The sequence below is a fragment of the Faecalibacterium sp. i25-0019-C1 genome, assembly GCF_042854225.1.
Taxonomy (GTDB): Bacteria; Bacillota; Clostridia; order Oscillospirales; family Ruminococcaceae; genus Faecalibacterium; species Faecalibacterium taiwanense.
This window is the reverse complement of sequence record NZ_AP031428.1, coordinates 1,095,383-1,112,533: the sequence shown is the minus strand read 5'-3', so window position 1 is coordinate 1,112,533 and position 17,151 is coordinate 1,095,383. Positions and strand designations below refer to the sequence as shown.

Genomic DNA, 17,151 nt, shown 5'->3' with positions numbered 1-17,151 from the left:
CCATTTTTATTCTGGCAACATCCAATACCATTGCTTTCCACGTTTTACGGAATCAATTTCAAGTTCCCGTTTGGCGTTCCATAGCGTTTTACTTTTGATTCCTCTGGCTTCTGCTTCTTCTGCAATTTTCTTCTGAGTCATTCCTCCATTTGCCAGTATCTCAAGGAGAAATTCTTTTGCTTTCCGACTTTTCTGTCCTCTTCCGTCTCCATTAAGAAGTTCATCGGCACTGATATCATATTCTCCAATCCATTCAAACCCATTATTCTTATCCAGTCTGAATGCAATGGACGTTCCTTCCGGTGCAAGAGAACTCTTCGTATGACATACCACTCTTACTTCCGGTTCATCTTTCACTCGCCCGACAATCAGAACACTTCTTGCAGCAGCCTGAAAATCAATGGAGCCAAGTCCTCGATAAGAAGATTTGCCGTTGCTGTTTTTGTTCATATGACCGATTAAAATAACTGCACAGTGATATTTTTCTGACAGCACTGCGATACGCTTCATCAGTGGTCTGATCTCATTTGCCCTGTGCATATCTACGTCCGCTCCCAGAAAGCCCTGTATCGGATCAAGAACAACCATTTTTGCTTTTGTCTGCACGATTGCTTCTTCCAATCTGACATCTGCCATTGTCAGTGGCTGGTCACTGTCATCAATCACCAGCACCTTTGAACAATCTGCACCTGCAGCAAGTAATCTGGGTTTGATAGTATCTCCAAGTCCATCTTCTGCTGTCTGATAGATTACATTTACAGGTGACACAGAAGACTGTTCCTGCATATTATCTTCAGCATCTAAATCTTCATTCTCACTATCGACTTCATCACTTCGTTTTTCTTTTGTTTTCGTTTTATCAGTAACAGGAAGAATCGGCTCTCCTCTGGTCAGTTTTGCAATAATCTGAAGTACCATCGTTGTCTTGCCTTCTCCTGGATCTCCCTGTATAATGGTCACTTTTCCATAAGGAATAAACGGATAAAGCAGCCATTCTACCTGTTCCACCTCTACTGAATCCATATTGATCAGTTTCAGTTTTGGTTCTATTCTACAATTCTCAATTTTATTTTTTTCATTCATATTCATTCCATCATCTCCTCCTGCCCTTCCGGGCAAGTCTCTGATGAACAGATATTCGGGAATTGTCGTATTTCCCGATTCGTGATATACTGAATCTGCCAAGATGGTATATCAGTGAATCTGATTATCAGAGAACTTGCTCAGATTATTTATCTGGGCTTTTTCTTTTGCCTTTTCAACATTCATCTCTTTCTTCTCCCAATCCGGTAACAGCATTTCCATTTTCATTATCCAGAAGATTTGCAATCTTTCTCTGCTGATTTGGATAAAGATGTCCATAAGTGTTCAATGTGATACGAATATCTTTATGACCTAATCTGTCCCGAATCAATAACGGTTCCACACCTTTCTCAATAAGATAAGCCACATGGCTGTGCCTGATATCATGCACTCGAATTTTCTTCACTCCTGCCAGCTCAATCTGCCGTTTCATCTTATGCTGTACCGCTTCCTGAACAACCGGAAATAATCTTTCTGTATCCGGCATTCCGTAATGACCATCTACAAATTCCTTAATTTCCTCTTTCAGAAATTCCGGAATTTCGATTGTCCGAAAGGACTGTTTTGTTTTCGGTTCTGTGATAATATCCTGCATTCCTGTCCGGTAATAAGTCTTATTGATACTAAGCTGATTCTTTTCAAAATTGATATCAGCTTTTGTAATCGCAAGCAGCTCCCCGATCCTGCATCCAGTCCAGAACAGCATCTCAAACATAAGATAATATCTTGTTCCCGGCTCCATTGTCTGTATAAACTGTTTGTACTCGTCCAGTGTCCAGAAGTTCAAACTTCTTGAATCTGAATTTCCCATTCGTTTCACTTTCTTGCATGGATTAACCGGCAAGTCATAGATTTTAGCTGCATGTGTAAACAGACTGGTCAACTGATTCTGAATCATTCTCAGATAAGAATCTGAATAGCCTTTTTTCTGAATTTCATTCTGCCACTGAATAATCTGTGAAGCCTTGATTTCACTCATCATCTGATTTCCGAAGTATGGAACGATATGCTGTTGCATCATATATCTTTTATTTTTGATTGTTCGATCTTTCAGATCATTTTGTTTGTCTGAAAAATAAATCTCAATAAAATCGCTCAGCTTCATATCCATACTTCGCTCATTGCTCAACTTTTTGCTTCGTTCAAACTCCAATGCTTCTCGCTTTGTTTCAAATCCACGCTTTCTGCGTTTTTTCTTCTCACCCATGACATTTGTCTCAAACCACTGGGCTGTCCATTTTTTTGTGTCTTTTTCTCTGTAAGCCATATTGATCCTCCCTAATTTTCTGCTATTTCATAGCCATACATCTTTTTTGCCCAAAACGCCTTTGGTATTCTTCCAGCCATCGTAATATATCCCTGTGCAGATAATTCTTTATTCATAGCTTTCACCAGTTTATAGGCATGAGATTTTGAGCAGTTTAATTCCTGTGCCACTTCATCAGCACTCATCATATAATTGTAACTTGCCATATTGCCTCCTCCTTTCCTCTCCAGATATAGAATACGTTTACTGTATTTCTATATCTGTACGATTTTCGTAAATTGATAATATCATGTATTTCTATCGTTGTCAATATTTCGTAAACACATTTTTACGAACTTCGTACACTATTTTTTCTTTATTTTATTCCACGTCTGTGTTATGATATTTTATAGATTTATGTTTTTCGTAATTTTCTAATATATGAAAAAGGAGGATTCTATGGGTGACGGTAAAAATTTAAAGAAATATCTTGATGAAAAAGGCACAAATGTCCGCAAAATTGCAAAGGCAACCGGAATCAGTGCTACAACCTTATATTCAATTATTCAAAAAGATTCCAATATTCGATTTGATTTTGCATTAAGACTTGCGAATGAATTGCAAATTGATGTGAATGAGATATGTTCTGCCAGTCCATTTTCTGGCACAATTAAGGAAGAAGAGATTTATCCTACACTTCCAGACGGTTTGAACGGAGCATTAGACGCAAGTCGTGTAAAGACTTACTTAAAAAATTCTATGTATCCGCTGATGTACCTTTTCGGTAAGAACAGTATGCCTGATGTAGATAATCTGCTTACATCGTTCTATCAGCTTGATGATGAATCCAGACAGGAAGTTGTGGAAACTATCCGTCTGAAATTACAATATCATCGTGATCCAGAACGTGCTGAACAAATCAAACAGATCAAAGGCTGGTAAAAAAATACTCCTGTGAATAGCAAACATTCGCAGGAGTTTCTTTTTGGCACCGTTTTGGCACCGCTGGTCTTATTTTTTAATTATAAATTTATCTGTATTTCATCTTGCTGATAAATGTTTCACTATTACTAACCTGATAAATTTACGAATAATTCTTTTCTTAGAGTACAGAAAAACCCCGGAAACCTTACGGTTCCGGGGTATCTTACGTTTGGACACAATGTACCTTGCGGTACTCAATATATATTAGTCAGTGATTACTCGATGATTGTAGCAACACGTCCTGATCCAACAGTACGTCCACCTTCACGGATAGCGAAACGCAGGCCCTCTTCCATAGCAACAGGGGTCAGCAGCTCAACGTGCATCATGACGTTATCGCCGGGCATGCACATCTCAGTGCCTTCGGGCAGAGTGATGATACCGGTCACGTCGGTGGTGCGGAAGTAGAACTGAGGACGATAGTTGGAGAAGAACGGGGTGTGACGGCCGCCTTCGTCCTTGGTCAGAACGTACACCTGAGACTCGAAGGTCTTGTGGGGGTGCACGGAACCGGGCTTAGCCAGAACCTGACCACGCTCGATCTGGGTACGATCAACACCACGCAGCAGAGCGCCGATGTTATCGCCAGCCTCAGCGAAGTCCAGAGACTTACGGAACATTTCCAGACCGGTAATGGTGGTGCTCAGACGATCGGGCTTGATGCCGACGATCTCCATAGCATCGCCAACCTTAGCAATACCACGCTCAACACGACCGGTTGCAACAGTACCACGGCCAGAAATGGTCATGACATCCTCGATGGGCATCAGGAAGGGCTTGTCTTCCTCACGATCGGGGTTGGGGATATAGGTGTCAACAGCGTCCATCAGCTCCTTGATGCAAGCATACTCGGGAGCATTGGGATCAGTGGAGGTAGACTCCAGAGCCTTCAGAGCGGAACCACGAATGATCGGGGTGTCGTCGCCGGGGAAGTCGTACTCGGTCAGCAGCTCACGGATCTCCATCTCAACCAGATCCAGCAGCTCTTCGTCGTCGACCATATCGCACTTGTTCATGAACACGACGATATAGGGCACGCCGACCTGACGAGCCAGCAGGATGTGCTCACGGGTCTGGGGCATGGGACCATCGGTAGCAGCAACGACCAGGATAGCGCCGTCCATCTGAGCAGCACCAGTGATCATGTTCTTGACGTAGTCAGCATGGCCCGGGCAGTCAACGTGAGCATAGTGACGAGCGTCGGTCTGATACTCAACGTGAGCGGAGTTGATCGTGATACCACGAGCACGCTCCTCAGGAGCCTTATCGATGTTGGCATAATCCATGAAGTCTGCGTCGCCCTTCAGAGCCAGGTACTTGGTGATAGCGGCGGTCAGAGTGGTCTTGCCGTGGTCAACGTGACCGATGGTGCCGATGTTCACATGCGGCTTAGAACGGTCGAACTTTGCCTTTTCAGCCATTGGAATATCCTCCCTTAATTTAGGTTTTGATATTTGGTTACAACAACCCTGCAAGATGCAGACATTGCATTGCAAGGCTATTCTACTAAATTTGCCCTGTAAAATCAAGTGCTTTTACAGGAAATTTTGCCGAGGTTACACTACCCCGGCAAAATCTTTATCCATTTTTCAGGAATCAGCCCTTGGTGCGGCCAGCAATGATCTGGTCAGCAATGTTCTTGGGCACCGGCTCGTAGTGAGACGGCTCCATGACATACTGGCCACGGCCCTGAGTCTTGGAACGCAGGTCGGTAGCGTAGCCGAACATCTGAGCCAGAGGCACAAATGCATTGACGCGCTGAGTACCAGCCATAGCTTCCATGCCCTGGATCTGACCACGGCGTGCATTCAGGTCGCCGATAACATCGCCCAGATACTCATCGGGAACGATAACTGCAACCTTCATGATAGGCTCAGTGATGATGGGATCAGCCTTGCGCATAGCATCCTTGAACGCCATAGAACCAGCAATGGAGAAGGCCATTTCAGAGGAGTCGACCTCATGATAAGAACCATCCCACAGGGTAACCTTGACATCAACGACAGGATAGCCAGCCAGAACGCCGGACTTCATAGCACCCTGGATACCGTTGTCGATAGCCGGGATGTATTCCTTCGGGATGGCACCGCCAACGATGGCGTTGACGAACTCGTAACCCTTGCCGGGCTCGTTGGGCTCGATCTTGATCTTAACATGACCGTACTGGCCCTTACCACCGGACTGACGTGCGTACTTGGTCTCCTGGTTGGCCTCTTTGCGGATGGTCTCACGGTAAGCAACCTGAGGTGCACCCACGTTTGCTTCAACCTTGAACTCACGCAGCAGACGGTCAACGATGATCTCCAGGTGCAGCTCGCCCATACCGGCGATGATGGTCTGACCGGTCTCTTCGTCAGTGTAGGTCTTGAAGGTCGGATCCTCTTCGGCCAGCTTTGCCAGCGCGATGCCCATCTTCTCGTTGCCGGCCTTGGTCTTAGGCTCGATGGCAACGCGGATAACAGGCTCGGGGAACTTCATGGACTCCAGAATGATGGGATGATTCTCATCACACAGAGTGTCACCGGTAGTGGTGTTCTTCAGACCGACAACAGCAGCGATATCACCTGCGTAGCAGCAGTCGATATCCTTGCGGTGGTTAGAATGCATCTGCAGGATGCGGCCCATACGCTCCTTGCTGTCCTTCACGGAGTTGTAGACAGTGGTACCTGCCTCAACCTTACCGGAGTAAACACGGAAGTATGCCAGCTTACCAACGAACGGGTCGGTAGCGATCTTGAAGGCCAGAGCTGCGAAGGGAGCGTCGTCAGAAGACGGACGGGTCTCCTCTTCCTCAGTCTCGGGATTCACGCCCTTGATGTCAGGGACATCGGTAGGAGCGGGCATATAGTCAACGATAGCGTCCAGCAGCTTCTGGACACCACGGTTCTTGTAGGAAGAACCGCAGACAACGGGAACCAGCGTGTTAGCGATGGTCTCCTTGCGGATCGCAGCCTTCAGCTCGGCACGGGTGATCTCCTCGCCCTCGAGGTACTTTTCCATGAGCTCTTCGTCGTTCTCAGCAACAGCCTCGATCAGAATGTTGTGGTACTCCTCGGCCTGCTCACGCATATCCTCGGGGATGGGCTCAGTGCGCATGTCGTTGCCCATGTCGTCGTAGTAGACCTCAGCGTTCATATCGACCAGGTCAACGATACCGCGGAAGGTATCCTCCTGACCGATGGGCAGCTGGATTGCCACGCCGTTTGCGTGCAGACGATCGTGCAGCATCTTGATGCAGCGGAAGAAGTCGGCACCCATGGTGTCCATCTTGTTAACGTACACCATACGGGGAACCTTATACTCGTCAGCCTGACGCCAGACGGTCTCAGACTGCGGCTCAACACCGCCCTTTGCAGCCAGAACGGTCACAGAACCGTCCAGCACGCGCAGGGAACGCTGGACCTCAACAGTGAAGTCCACGTGGCCCGGGGTGTCGATGATGTTGATGCGGTGACGGTTCTTCTTGAATGCAACCGGATCCTTCTGGGTCTCAGAGTGGCTCCAGTAGCAGGTGGTAGCAGCGGAAGTGATGGTGATACCACGCTCCTGCTCCTGAACCATCCAGTCCATGGTAGCGCCGCCATCATGAACTTCGCCGATCTTGTGGTTGATACCGGTGTAGTACAGAATACGCTCGGTAGTAGTAGTCTTACCAGCATCAATGTGGGCCATAATGCCGATATTTCTCGTCATCTGAAGAGAAACTTCTCTGGGTGTAGCCATGAAATTAACCTCCTACAGAACAGATCAATAACGGAAATGAGCGAAAGCCTTGTTAGCCTCTGCCATCTTGTGAGTATCCTCACGCTTCTTCACGGCGTTACCAGTGTTGTTGGCAGCATCCATGATTTCAGCAGCCAGACGCTGAGCCATAGTCTTCTCACCACGGCTGCGGCTGTAGGCAGTCAGCCAGCGCAGACCCAGAGTCTCGCGGCGAGCCGGGCTGACTTCCAGAGGAACCTGGTAGTTAGCACCGCCAACGCGGCGGGTCTTGCACTCGAGGCTGGGCATGATGTTCTCCATCGCCTTCTCGAAAGTCTCCAGAGGATCGTTGCCGGTCTTCTCCTGAATCATGGAGAAAGCTTCGTAAACGATCTTCTGAGCGACGCCCTTCTTGCCATCCAGCATAACGCTGTTGACCAGACGAGTGACCATCTTGGAATTGTAAATAGGATCAGCTAAGACATCGCGCTTAGCAATGTTACCTCTTCTAGGCATCTTTCTTCCCTCCTTCACAGAATGATATCATCGGTACTCGAAAGTAATAAAACTCCCGTTGTGTCACAAAGAGCTGACCTTTACATAAACTGTTGCCCTCCGCTTTGCAAGCGGACTTGTTATTTATATAATGGAAAGCCGTTTATGGCGGTTGTCCTCAATTACTTCTTTGCAGCACCGGCCTTAGGACGCTTTGCGCCGTACTTGGAGCGGGCCTGATTACGGCCTGCCACACCCTGAGTATCCAGGGTACCACGGATGATGTGGTAACGCACACCGGGCAGGTCCTTAACACGACCGCCACGGATCAGCACGACGGAGTGCTCCTGCAGGTTATGGCCGATACCGGGAATGTAAGAGGTGACCTCGATACCATTCGTGAGGCGGACACGAGCAACCTTACGCAGAGCAGAGTTGGGCTTCTTCACGGATAGCGAAACGCAGGCCCTCTTCCATAGCAACAGGGGTCAGCAGCTCAACGTGCATCATGACGTTATCGCCGGGCATGCACATCTCAGTGCCTTCGGGCAGAGTGATGATACCGGTCACGTCGGTGGTGCGGAAGTAGAACTGAGGACGATAGTTGGAGAAGAACGGGGTGTGACGGCCGCCTTCGTCCTTGGTCAGAACGTACACCTGAGACTCGAAGGTCTTGTGGGGGTGCACGGAACCGGGCTTAGCCAGAACCTGACCACGCTCGATCTGGGTACGATCAACACCACGCAGCAGAGCGCCGATGTTATCGCCAGCCTCAGCGAAGTCCAGAGACTTACGGAACATTTCCAGACCGGTAATGGTGGTGCTCAGACGATCGGGCTTGATGCCGACGATCTCCATAGCATCGCCAACCTTAGCAATACCACGCTCAACACGACCGGTTGCAACAGTACCACGGCCAGAAATGGTCATGACATCCTCGATGGGCATCAGGAAGGGCTTGTCTTCCTCACGATCGGGGTTGGGGATATAGGTGTCAACAGCGTCCATCAGCTCCTTGATGCAAGCATACTCGGGAGCATTGGGATCAGTGGAGGTAGACTCCAGAGCCTTCAGAGCGGAACCACGAATGATCGGGGTGTCGTCGCCGGGGAAGTCGTACTCGGTCAGCAGCTCACGGATCTCCATCTCAACCAGATCCAGCAGCTCTTCGTCGTCGACCATATCGCACTTGTTCATGAACACGACGATATAGGGCACGCCGACCTGACGAGCCAGCAGGATGTGCTCACGGGTCTGGGGCATGGGACCATCGGTAGCAGCAACGACCAGGATAGCGCCGTCCATCTGAGCAGCACCAGTGATCATGTTCTTGACGTAGTCAGCATGGCCCGGGCAGTCAACGTGAGCATAGTGACGAGCGTCGGTCTGATACTCAACGTGAGCGGAGTTGATCGTGATACCACGAGCACGCTCCTCAGGAGCCTTATCGATGTTGGCATAATCCATGAAGTCTGCGTCGCCCTTCAGAGCCAGGTACTTGGTGATAGCGGCGGTCAGAGTGGTCTTGCCGTGGTCAACGTGACCGATGGTGCCGATGTTCACATGCGGCTTAGAACGGTCGAACTTTGCCTTTTCAGCCATTGGAATATCCTCCCTTAATTTAGGTTTTGATATTTGGTTACAACAACCCTGCAAGATGCAGACATTGCATTGCAAGGCTATTCTACTAAATTTGCCCTGTAAAATCAAGTGCTTTTACAGGAAATTTTGCCGAGGTTACACTACCCCGGCAAAATCTTTATCCATTTTTCAGGAATCAGCCCTTGGTGCGGCCAGCAATGATCTGGTCAGCAATGTTCTTGGGCACCGGCTCGTAGTGAGACGGCTCCATGACATACTGGCCACGGCCCTGAGTCTTGGAACGCAGGTCGGTAGCGTAGCCGAACATCTGAGCCAGAGGCACAAATGCATTGACGCGCTGAGTACCAGCCATAGCTTCCATGCCCTGGATCTGACCACGGCGTGCATTCAGGTCGCCGATAACATCGCCCAGATACTCATCGGGAACGATAACTGCAACCTTCATGATAGGCTCAGTGATGATGGGATCAGCCTTGCGCATAGCATCCTTGAACGCCATAGAACCAGCAATGGAGAAGGCCATTTCAGAGGAGTCGACCTCATGATAAGAACCATCCCACAGGGTAACCTTGACATCAACGACAGGATAGCCAGCCAGAACGCCGGACTTCATAGCACCCTGGATACCGTTGTCGATAGCCGGGATGTATTCCTTCGGGATGGCACCGCCAACGATGGCGTTGACGAACTCGTAACCCTTGCCGGGCTCGTTGGGCTCGATCTTGATCTTAACATGACCGTACTGGCCCTTACCACCGGACTGACGTGCGTACTTGGTCTCCTGGTTGGCCTCTTTGCGGATGGTCTCACGGTAAGCAACCTGAGGTGCACCCACGTTTGCTTCAACCTTGAACTCACGCAGCAGACGGTCAACGATGATCTCCAGGTGCAGCTCGCCCATACCGGCGATGATGGTCTGACCGGTCTCTTCGTCAGTGTAGGTCTTGAAGGTCGGATCCTCTTCGGCCAGCTTTGCCAGCGCGATGCCCATCTTCTCGTTGCCGGCCTTGGTCTTAGGCTCGATGGCAACGCGGATAACAGGCTCGGGGAACTTCATGGACTCCAGAATGATGGGATGATTCTCATCACACAGAGTGTCACCGGTAGTGGTGTTCTTCAGACCGACAACAGCAGCGATATCACCTGCGTAGCAGCAGTCGATATCCTTGCGGTGGTTAGAATGCATCTGCAGGATGCGGCCCATACGCTCCTTGCTGTCCTTCACGGAGTTGTAGACAGTGGTACCTGCCTCAACCTTACCGGAGTAAACACGGAAGTATGCCAGCTTACCAACGAACGGGTCGGTAGCGATCTTGAAGGCCAGAGCTGCGAAGGGAGCGTCGTCAGAAGACGGACGGGTCTCCTCTTCCTCAGTCTCGGGATTCACGCCCTTGATGTCAGGGACATCGGTAGGAGCGGGCATATAGTCAACGATAGCGTCCAGCAGCTTCTGGACACCACGGTTCTTGTAGGAAGAACCGCAGACAACGGGAACCAGCGTGTTAGCGATGGTCTCCTTGCGGATCGCAGCCTTCAGCTCGGCACGGGTGATCTCCTCGCCCTCGAGGTACTTTTCCATGAGCTCTTCGTCGTTCTCAGCAACAGCCTCGATCAGAATGTTGTGGTACTCCTCGGCCTGCTCACGCATATCCTCGGGGATGGGCTCAGTGCGCATGTCGTTGCCCATGTCGTCGTAGTAGACCTCAGCGTTCATATCGACCAGGTCAACGATACCGCGGAAGGTATCCTCCTGACCGATGGGCAGCTGGATTGCCACGCCGTTTGCGTGCAGACGATCGTGCAGCATCTTGATGCAGCGGAAGAAGTCGGCACCCATGGTGTCCATCTTGTTAACGTACACCATACGGGGAACCTTATACTCGTCAGCCTGACGCCAGACGGTCTCAGACTGCGGCTCAACACCGCCCTTTGCAGCCAGAACGGTCACAGAACCGTCCAGCACGCGCAGGGAACGCTGGACCTCAACAGTGAAGTCCACGTGGCCCGGGGTGTCGATGATGTTGATGCGGTGACGGTTCTTCTTGAATGCAACCGGATCCTTCTGGGTCTCAGAGTGGCTCCAGTAGCAGGTGGTAGCAGCGGAAGTGATGGTGATACCACGCTCCTGCTCCTGAACCATCCAGTCCATGGTAGCGCCGCCATCATGAACTTCGCCGATCTTGTGGTTGATACCGGTGTAGTACAGAATACGCTCGGTAGTAGTAGTCTTACCAGCATCAATGTGGGCCATAATGCCGATATTTCTCGTCATCTGAAGAGAAACTTCTCTGGGTGTAGCCATGAAATTAACCTCCTACAGAACAGATCAATAACGGAAATGAGCGAAAGCCTTGTTAGCCTCTGCCATCTTGTGAGTATCCTCACGCTTCTTCACGGCGTTACCAGTGTTGTTGGCAGCATCCATGATTTCAGCAGCCAGACGCTGAGCCATAGTCTTCTCACCACGGCTGCGGCTGTAGGCAGTCAGCCAGCGCAGACCCAGAGTCTCGCGGCGAGCCGGGCTGACTTCCAGAGGAACCTGGTAGTTAGCACCGCCAACGCGGCGGGTCTTGCACTCGAGGCTGGGCATGATGTTCTCCATCGCCTTCTCGAAAGTCTCCAGAGGATCGTTGCCGGTCTTCTCCTGAATCATGGAGAAAGCTTCGTAAACGATCTTCTGAGCGACGCCCTTCTTGCCATCCAGCATAACGCTGTTGACCAGACGAGTGACCATCTTGGAATTGTAAATAGGATCAGCTAAGACATCGCGCTTAGCAATGTTACCTCTTCTAGGCATCTTTCTTCCCTCCTTCACAGAATGATATCATCGGTACTCGAAAGTAATAAAACTCCCGTTGTGTCACAAAGAGCTGACCTTTACATAAACTGTTGCCCTCCGCTTTGCAAGCGGACTTGTTATTTATATAATGGAAAGCCGTTTATGGCGGTTGTCCTCAATTACTTCTTTGCAGCACCGGCCTTAGGACGCTTTGCGCCGTACTTGGAGCGGGCCTGATTACGGCCTGCCACACCCTGAGTATCCAGGGTACCACGGATGATGTGGTAACGCACACCGGGCAGGTCCTTAACACGACCGCCACGGATCAGCACGACGGAGTGCTCCTGCAGGTTATGGCCGATACCGGGAATGTAAGAGGTGACCTCGATACCATTCGTGAGGCGGACACGAGCAACCTTACGCAGAGCAGAGTTGGGCTTCTTCACGGATAGCGAAACGCAGGCCCTCTTCCATAGCAACAGGGGTCAGCAGCTCAACGTGCATCATGACGTTATCGCCGGGCATGCACATCTCAGTGCCTTCGGGCAGAGTGATGATACCGGTCACGTCGGTGGTGCGGAAGTAGAACTGAGGACGATAGTTGGAGAAGAACGGGGTGTGACGGCCGCCTTCGTCCTTGGTCAGAACGTACACCTGAGACTCGAAGGTCTTGTGGGGGTGCACGGAACCGGGCTTAGCCAGAACCTGACCACGCTCGATCTGGGTACGATCAACACCACGCAGCAGAGCGCCGATGTTATCGCCAGCCTCAGCGAAGTCCAGAGACTTACGGAACATTTCCAGACCGGTAATGGTGGTGCTCAGACGATCGGGCTTGATGCCGACGATCTCCATAGCATCGCCAACCTTAGCAATACCACGCTCAACACGACCGGTTGCAACAGTACCACGGCCAGAAATGGTCATGACATCCTCGATGGGCATCAGGAAGGGCTTGTCTTCCTCACGATCGGGGTTGGGGATATAGGTGTCAACAGCGTCCATCAGCTCCTTGATGCAAGCATACTCGGGAGCATTGGGATCAGTGGAGGTAGACTCCAGAGCCTTCAGAGCGGAACCACGAATGATCGGGGTGTCGTCGCCGGGGAAGTCGTACTCGGTCAGCAGCTCACGGATCTCCATCTCAACCAGATCCAGCAGCTCTTCGTCGTCGACCATATCGCACTTGTTCATGAACACGACGATATAGGGCACGCCGACCTGACGAGCCAGCAGGATGTGCTCACGGGTCTGGGGCATGGGACCATCGGTAGCAGCAACGACCAGGATAGCGCCGTCCATCTGAGCAGCACCAGTGATCATGTTCTTGACGTAGTCAGCATGGCCCGGGCAGTCAACGTGAGCATAGTGACGAGCGTCGGTCTGATACTCAACGTGAGCGGAGTTGATCGTGATACCACGAGCACGCTCCTCAGGAGCCTTATCGATGTTGGCATAATCCATGAAGTCTGCGTCGCCCTTCAGAGCCAGGTACTTGGTGATAGCGGCGGTCAGAGTGGTCTTGCCGTGGTCAACGTGACCGATGGTGCCGATGTTCACATGCGGCTTAGAACGGTCGAACTTTGCCTTTTCAGCCATTGGAATATCCTCCCTTAATTTAGGTTTTGATATTTGGTTACAACAACCCTGCAAGATGCAGACATTGCATTGCAAGGCTATTCTACTAAATTTGCCCTGTAAAATCAAGTGCTTTTACAGGAAATTTTGCCGAGGTTACACTACCCCGGCAAAATCTTTATCCATTTTTCAGGAATCAGCCCTTGGTGCGGCCAGCAATGATCTGGTCAGCAATGTTCTTGGGCACCGGCTCGTAGTGAGACGGCTCCATGACATACTGGCCACGGCCCTGAGTCTTGGAACGCAGGTCGGTAGCGTAGCCGAACATCTGAGCCAGAGGCACAAATGCATTGACGCGCTGAGTACCAGCCATAGCTTCCATGCCCTGGATCTGACCACGGCGTGCATTCAGGTCGCCGATAACATCGCCCAGATACTCATCGGGAACGATAACTGCAACCTTCATGATAGGCTCAGTGATGATGGGATCAGCCTTGCGCATAGCATCCTTGAACGCCATAGAACCAGCAATGGAGAAGGCCATTTCAGAGGAGTCGACCTCATGATAAGAACCATCCCACAGGGTAACCTTGACATCAACGACAGGATAGCCAGCCAGAACGCCGGACTTCATAGCACCCTGGATACCGTTGTCGATAGCCGGGATGTATTCCTTCGGGATGGCACCGCCAACGATGGCGTTGACGAACTCGTAACCCTTGCCGGGCTCGTTGGGCTCGATCTTGATCTTAACATGACCGTACTGGCCCTTACCACCGGACTGACGTGCGTACTTGGTCTCCTGGTTGGCCTCTTTGCGGATGGTCTCACGGTAAGCAACCTGAGGTGCACCCACGTTTGCTTCAACCTTGAACTCACGCAGCAGACGGTCAACGATGATCTCCAGGTGCAGCTCGCCCATACCGGCGATGATGGTCTGACCGGTCTCTTCGTCAGTGTAGGTCTTGAAGGTCGGATCCTCTTCGGCCAGCTTTGCCAGCGCGATGCCCATCTTCTCGTTGCCGGCCTTGGTCTTAGGCTCGATGGCAACGCGGATAACAGGCTCGGGGAACTTCATGGACTCCAGAATGATGGGATGATTCTCATCACACAGAGTGTCACCGGTAGTGGTGTTCTTCAGACCGACAACAGCAGCGATATCACCTGCGTAGCAGCAGTCGATATCCTTGCGGTGGTTAGAATGCATCTGCAGGATGCGGCCCATACGCTCCTTGCTGTCCTTCACGGAGTTGTAGACAGTGGTACCTGCCTCAACCTTACCGGAGTAAACACGGAAGTATGCCAGCTTACCAACGAACGGGTCGGTAGCGATCTTGAAGGCCAGAGCTGCGAAGGGAGCGTCGTCAGAAGACGGACGGGTCTCCTCTTCCTCAGTCTCGGGATTCACGCCCTTGATGTCAGGGACATCGGTAGGAGCGGGCATATAGTCAACGATAGCGTCCAGCAGCTTCTGGACACCACGGTTCTTGTAGGAAGAACCGCAGACAACGGGAACCAGCGTGTTAGCGATGGTCTCCTTGCGGATCGCAGCCTTCAGCTCGGCACGGGTGATCTCCTCGCCCTCGAGGTACTTTTCCATGAGCTCTTCGTCGTTCTCAGCAACAGCCTCGATCAGAATGTTGTGGTACTCCTCGGCCTGCTCACGCATATCCTCGGGGATGGGCTCAGTGCGCATGTCGTTGCCCATGTCGTCGTAGTAGACCTCAGCGTTCATATCGACCAGGTCAACGATACCGCGGAAGGTATCCTCCTGACCGATGGGCAGCTGGATTGCCACGCCGTTTGCGTGCAGACGATCGTGCAGCATCTTGATGCAGCGGAAGAAGTCGGCACCCATGGTGTCCATCTTGTTAACGTACACCATACGGGGAACCTTATACTCGTCAGCCTGACGCCAGACGGTCTCAGACTGCGGCTCAACACCGCCCTTTGCAGCCAGAACGGTCACAGAACCGTCCAGCACGCGCAGGGAACGCTGGACCTCAACAGTGAAGTCCACGTGGCCCGGGGTGTCGATGATGTTGATGCGGTGACGGTTCTTCTTGAATGCAACCGGATCCTTCTGGGTCTCAGAGTGGCTCCAGTAGCAGGTGGTAGCAGCGGAAGTGATGGTGATACCACGCTCCTGCTCCTGAACCATCCAGTCCATGGTAGCGCCGCCATCATGAACTTCGCCGATCTTGTGGTTGATACCGGTGTAGTACAGAATACGCTCGGTAGTAGTAGTCTTACCAGCATCAATGTGGGCCATAATGCCGATATTTCTCGTCATCTGAAGAGAAACTTCTCTGGGTGTAGCCATGAAATTAACCTCCTACAGAACAGATCAATAACGGAAATGAGCGAAAGCCTTGTTAGCCTCTGCCATCTTGTGAGTATCCTCACGCTTCTTCACGGCGTTACCAGTGTTGTTGGCAGCATCCATGATTTCAGCAGCCAGACGCTGAGCCATAGTCTTCTCACCACGGCTGCGGCTGTAGGCAGTCAGCCAGCGCAGACCCAGAGTCTCGCGGCGAGCCGGGCTGACTTCCAGAGGAACCTGGTAGTTAGCACCGCCAACGCGGCGGGTCTTGCACTCGAGGCTGGGCATGATGTTCTCCATCGCCTTCTCGAAAGTCTCCAGAGGATCGTTGCCGGTCTTCTCCTGAATCATGGAGAAAGCTTCGTAAACGATCTTCTGAGCGACGCCCTTCTTGCCATCCAGCATAACGCTGTTGACCAGACGAGTGACCATCTTGGAATTGTAAATAGGATCAGCTAAGACATCGCGCTTAGCAATGTTACCTCTTCTAGGCATCTTTCTTCCCTCCTTCACAGAATGATATCATCGGTACTCGAAAGTAATAAAACTCCCGTTGTGTCACAAAGAGCTGACCTTTACATAAACTGTTGCCCTCCGCTTTGCAAGCGGACTTGTTATTTATATAATGGAAAGCCGTTTATGGCGGTTGTCCTCAATTACTTCTTTGCAGCACCGGCCTTAGGACGCTTTGCGCCGTACTTGGAGCGGGCCTGATTACGGCCTGCCACACCCTGAGTATCCAGGGTACCACGGATGATGTGGTAACGCACACCGGGCAGGTCCTTAACACGACCGCCACGGATCAGCACGACGGAGTGCTCCTGCAGGTTATGGCCGATACCGGGAATGTAAGAGGTGACCTCGATACCATTCGTGAGGCGGACACGAGCAACCTTACGCAGAGCAGAGTTGGGCTTCTTGGGGGTCATGGTACGAACAGCAGTGCAGACACCACGCTTCTGGGGGCTGTTCAGATCAGAATACTGTTTCTTCTGAGAATTGTAGCTCTTCAGCAGTGCGGGAGCGGTGCTCTTGGTAGCCAGAACCTGACGGCCCTTGCGTACAAGCTGGTTAAAAGTAGGCATTTTGTTTCTCCTTTCTTAATAATGCACATCGGACTTTTTCCGACTTTTTTGCCGCACTATCCCCATGAGGGATGCGCAACAGTTATATAATACTCGCTTTACAGGCGGATGTCAACAGTTTTTGCAAAGTTTTTTGCATTTATTCCAGATTTTTTCTTTCAGTATTTTTTCGACGCAAAACGCACGGTTTTCTCCCCTGTTTCCGCTTTTCCGGGCATATAAAAACCGCCCTGCAGGCGGATGCCCACAGAGCGGTCCATTGTTTTATTTCAGA

General features: G+C 50.9%; 14 protein-coding genes and 2 pseudogenes. 1 reads left to right on the top strand and 15 read right to left on the bottom strand.

Annotation, left to right across the window (positions count from 1 at the left end; translation table 11 throughout):
- Positions 1-6 precede the first annotated feature (6 nt).
- The 3 genes from ACGHUK_RS05455 to ACGHUK_RS05445 all read right to left on the bottom strand — a co-directional run bounded on the left by ACGHUK_RS05455 (position 7) and on the right by ACGHUK_RS05445 (position 2,556).
- Complete coding sequence (locus tag ACGHUK_RS05455; protein ID WP_082419249.1) at positions 7-1,083, bottom strand: AAA family ATPase; 1,077 nt, start codon at positions 1,081-1,083, stop codon at positions 7-9.
- A gap of 175 nt (positions 1,084-1,258) precedes the next feature.
- Complete coding sequence (locus ACGHUK_RS05450) at positions 1,259-2,350, bottom strand: site-specific integrase (RefSeq protein WP_004850597.1); 1,092 nt, start codon at positions 2,348-2,350, stop codon at positions 1,259-1,261.
- A gap of 11 nt (positions 2,351-2,361) precedes the next feature.
- Positions 2,362-2,556: a hypothetical protein gene (locus ACGHUK_RS05445; RefSeq protein ID WP_008373537.1), complete on the bottom strand. Its 195-nt coding sequence runs from the start codon at positions 2,554-2,556 to the stop codon at positions 2,362-2,364.
- A 232-nt stretch (positions 2,557-2,788) separates the two neighbouring features.
- On the opposite strand from ACGHUK_RS05445, the gene ACGHUK_RS05440 reads away from it, so the two are divergent.
- Entirely contained in the window at positions 2,789-3,271 is a 483-nt protein-coding gene (locus ACGHUK_RS05440) for a helix-turn-helix transcriptional regulator (protein ID WP_008790928.1), read from the top strand.
- Positions 3,272-3,528: 257 nt separating this feature from the next.
- Here ACGHUK_RS05440 and tuf (ACGHUK_RS05435) read toward each other — a convergent pair whose 3' ends face one another.
- The 12 genes and pseudogenes from tuf (ACGHUK_RS05435) to rpsL (ACGHUK_RS05380) form a co-directional block, all read right to left on the bottom strand.
- Positions 3,529-4,734 (bottom strand): elongation factor Tu, encoded by a 1,206-nt coding sequence (gene tuf, locus ACGHUK_RS05435; protein ID WP_390575398.1) that lies wholly within the window; start codon positions 4,732-4,734, stop codon positions 3,529-3,531.
- Between the two features lie 175 nt (positions 4,735-4,909).
- Positions 4,910-7,036 carry an elongation factor G gene (fusA, locus tag ACGHUK_RS05430; protein WP_097774838.1) on the bottom strand — a complete coding sequence of 709 codons (2,127 nt, stop codon included), beginning with the start codon at positions 7,034-7,036 and terminating at the stop codon, positions 4,910-4,912.
- Between the two features lie 24 nt (positions 7,037-7,060).
- Positions 7,061-7,531: a 30S ribosomal protein S7 gene (gene rpsG, locus ACGHUK_RS05425; protein ID WP_005930552.1), complete on the bottom strand. Its 471-nt coding sequence runs from the start codon at positions 7,529-7,531 to the stop codon at positions 7,061-7,063.
- A 161-nt stretch (positions 7,532-7,692) separates the two neighbouring features.
- Positions 7,693-7,956: pseudogene (rpsL, locus tag ACGHUK_RS05420) on the bottom strand (30S ribosomal protein S12); the annotation flags it as partial.
- Complete coding sequence (gene tuf, locus ACGHUK_RS05415; protein ID WP_390575395.1) at positions 7,931-9,112, bottom strand: elongation factor Tu; 1,182 nt, start codon at positions 9,110-9,112, stop codon at positions 7,931-7,933. The gene tuf (ACGHUK_RS05415) and the pseudogene rpsL (ACGHUK_RS05420), both read right to left, overlap by 26 nt.
- A gap of 175 nt (positions 9,113-9,287) precedes the next feature.
- Positions 9,288-11,414, bottom strand: coding sequence for an elongation factor G (gene fusA, locus ACGHUK_RS05410; RefSeq protein WP_097774838.1), 2,127 nt, complete (start codon positions 11,412-11,414; stop codon positions 9,288-9,290).
- A gap of 24 nt (positions 11,415-11,438) precedes the next feature.
- On the bottom strand, positions 11,439-11,909 hold the full coding sequence (gene rpsG / locus ACGHUK_RS05405) for a 30S ribosomal protein S7 (RefSeq protein ID WP_005930552.1): 471 nt from the start codon (positions 11,907-11,909) through the stop codon (positions 11,439-11,441).
- Positions 11,910-12,070: 161 nt separating this feature from the next.
- A pseudogene (rpsL, locus tag ACGHUK_RS05400) lies at positions 12,071-12,334 on the bottom strand (30S ribosomal protein S12); the annotation flags it as partial.
- Complete coding sequence (tuf, locus tag ACGHUK_RS05395; RefSeq protein WP_390575395.1) at positions 12,309-13,490, bottom strand: elongation factor Tu; 1,182 nt, start codon at positions 13,488-13,490, stop codon at positions 12,309-12,311. The gene tuf (ACGHUK_RS05395) and the pseudogene rpsL (ACGHUK_RS05400), both read right to left, overlap by 26 nt.
- A gap of 175 nt (positions 13,491-13,665) precedes the next feature.
- Positions 13,666-15,792, bottom strand: coding sequence for an elongation factor G (gene fusA / locus ACGHUK_RS05390; protein WP_097774838.1), 2,127 nt, complete (start codon positions 15,790-15,792; stop codon positions 13,666-13,668).
- 24 nt (positions 15,793-15,816) lie between these two features.
- Positions 15,817-16,287 carry a 30S ribosomal protein S7 gene (gene rpsG, locus ACGHUK_RS05385; RefSeq protein WP_005930552.1) on the bottom strand — a complete coding sequence of 157 codons (471 nt, stop codon included), beginning with the start codon at positions 16,285-16,287 and terminating at the stop codon, positions 15,817-15,819.
- 161 nt (positions 16,288-16,448) lie between these two features.
- Positions 16,449-16,877: a 30S ribosomal protein S12 gene (gene rpsL, locus ACGHUK_RS05380; protein ID WP_005940205.1), complete on the bottom strand. Its 429-nt coding sequence runs from the start codon at positions 16,875-16,877 to the stop codon at positions 16,449-16,451.
- Between the last annotated feature and the right edge of the window lie 274 nt (positions 16,878-17,151).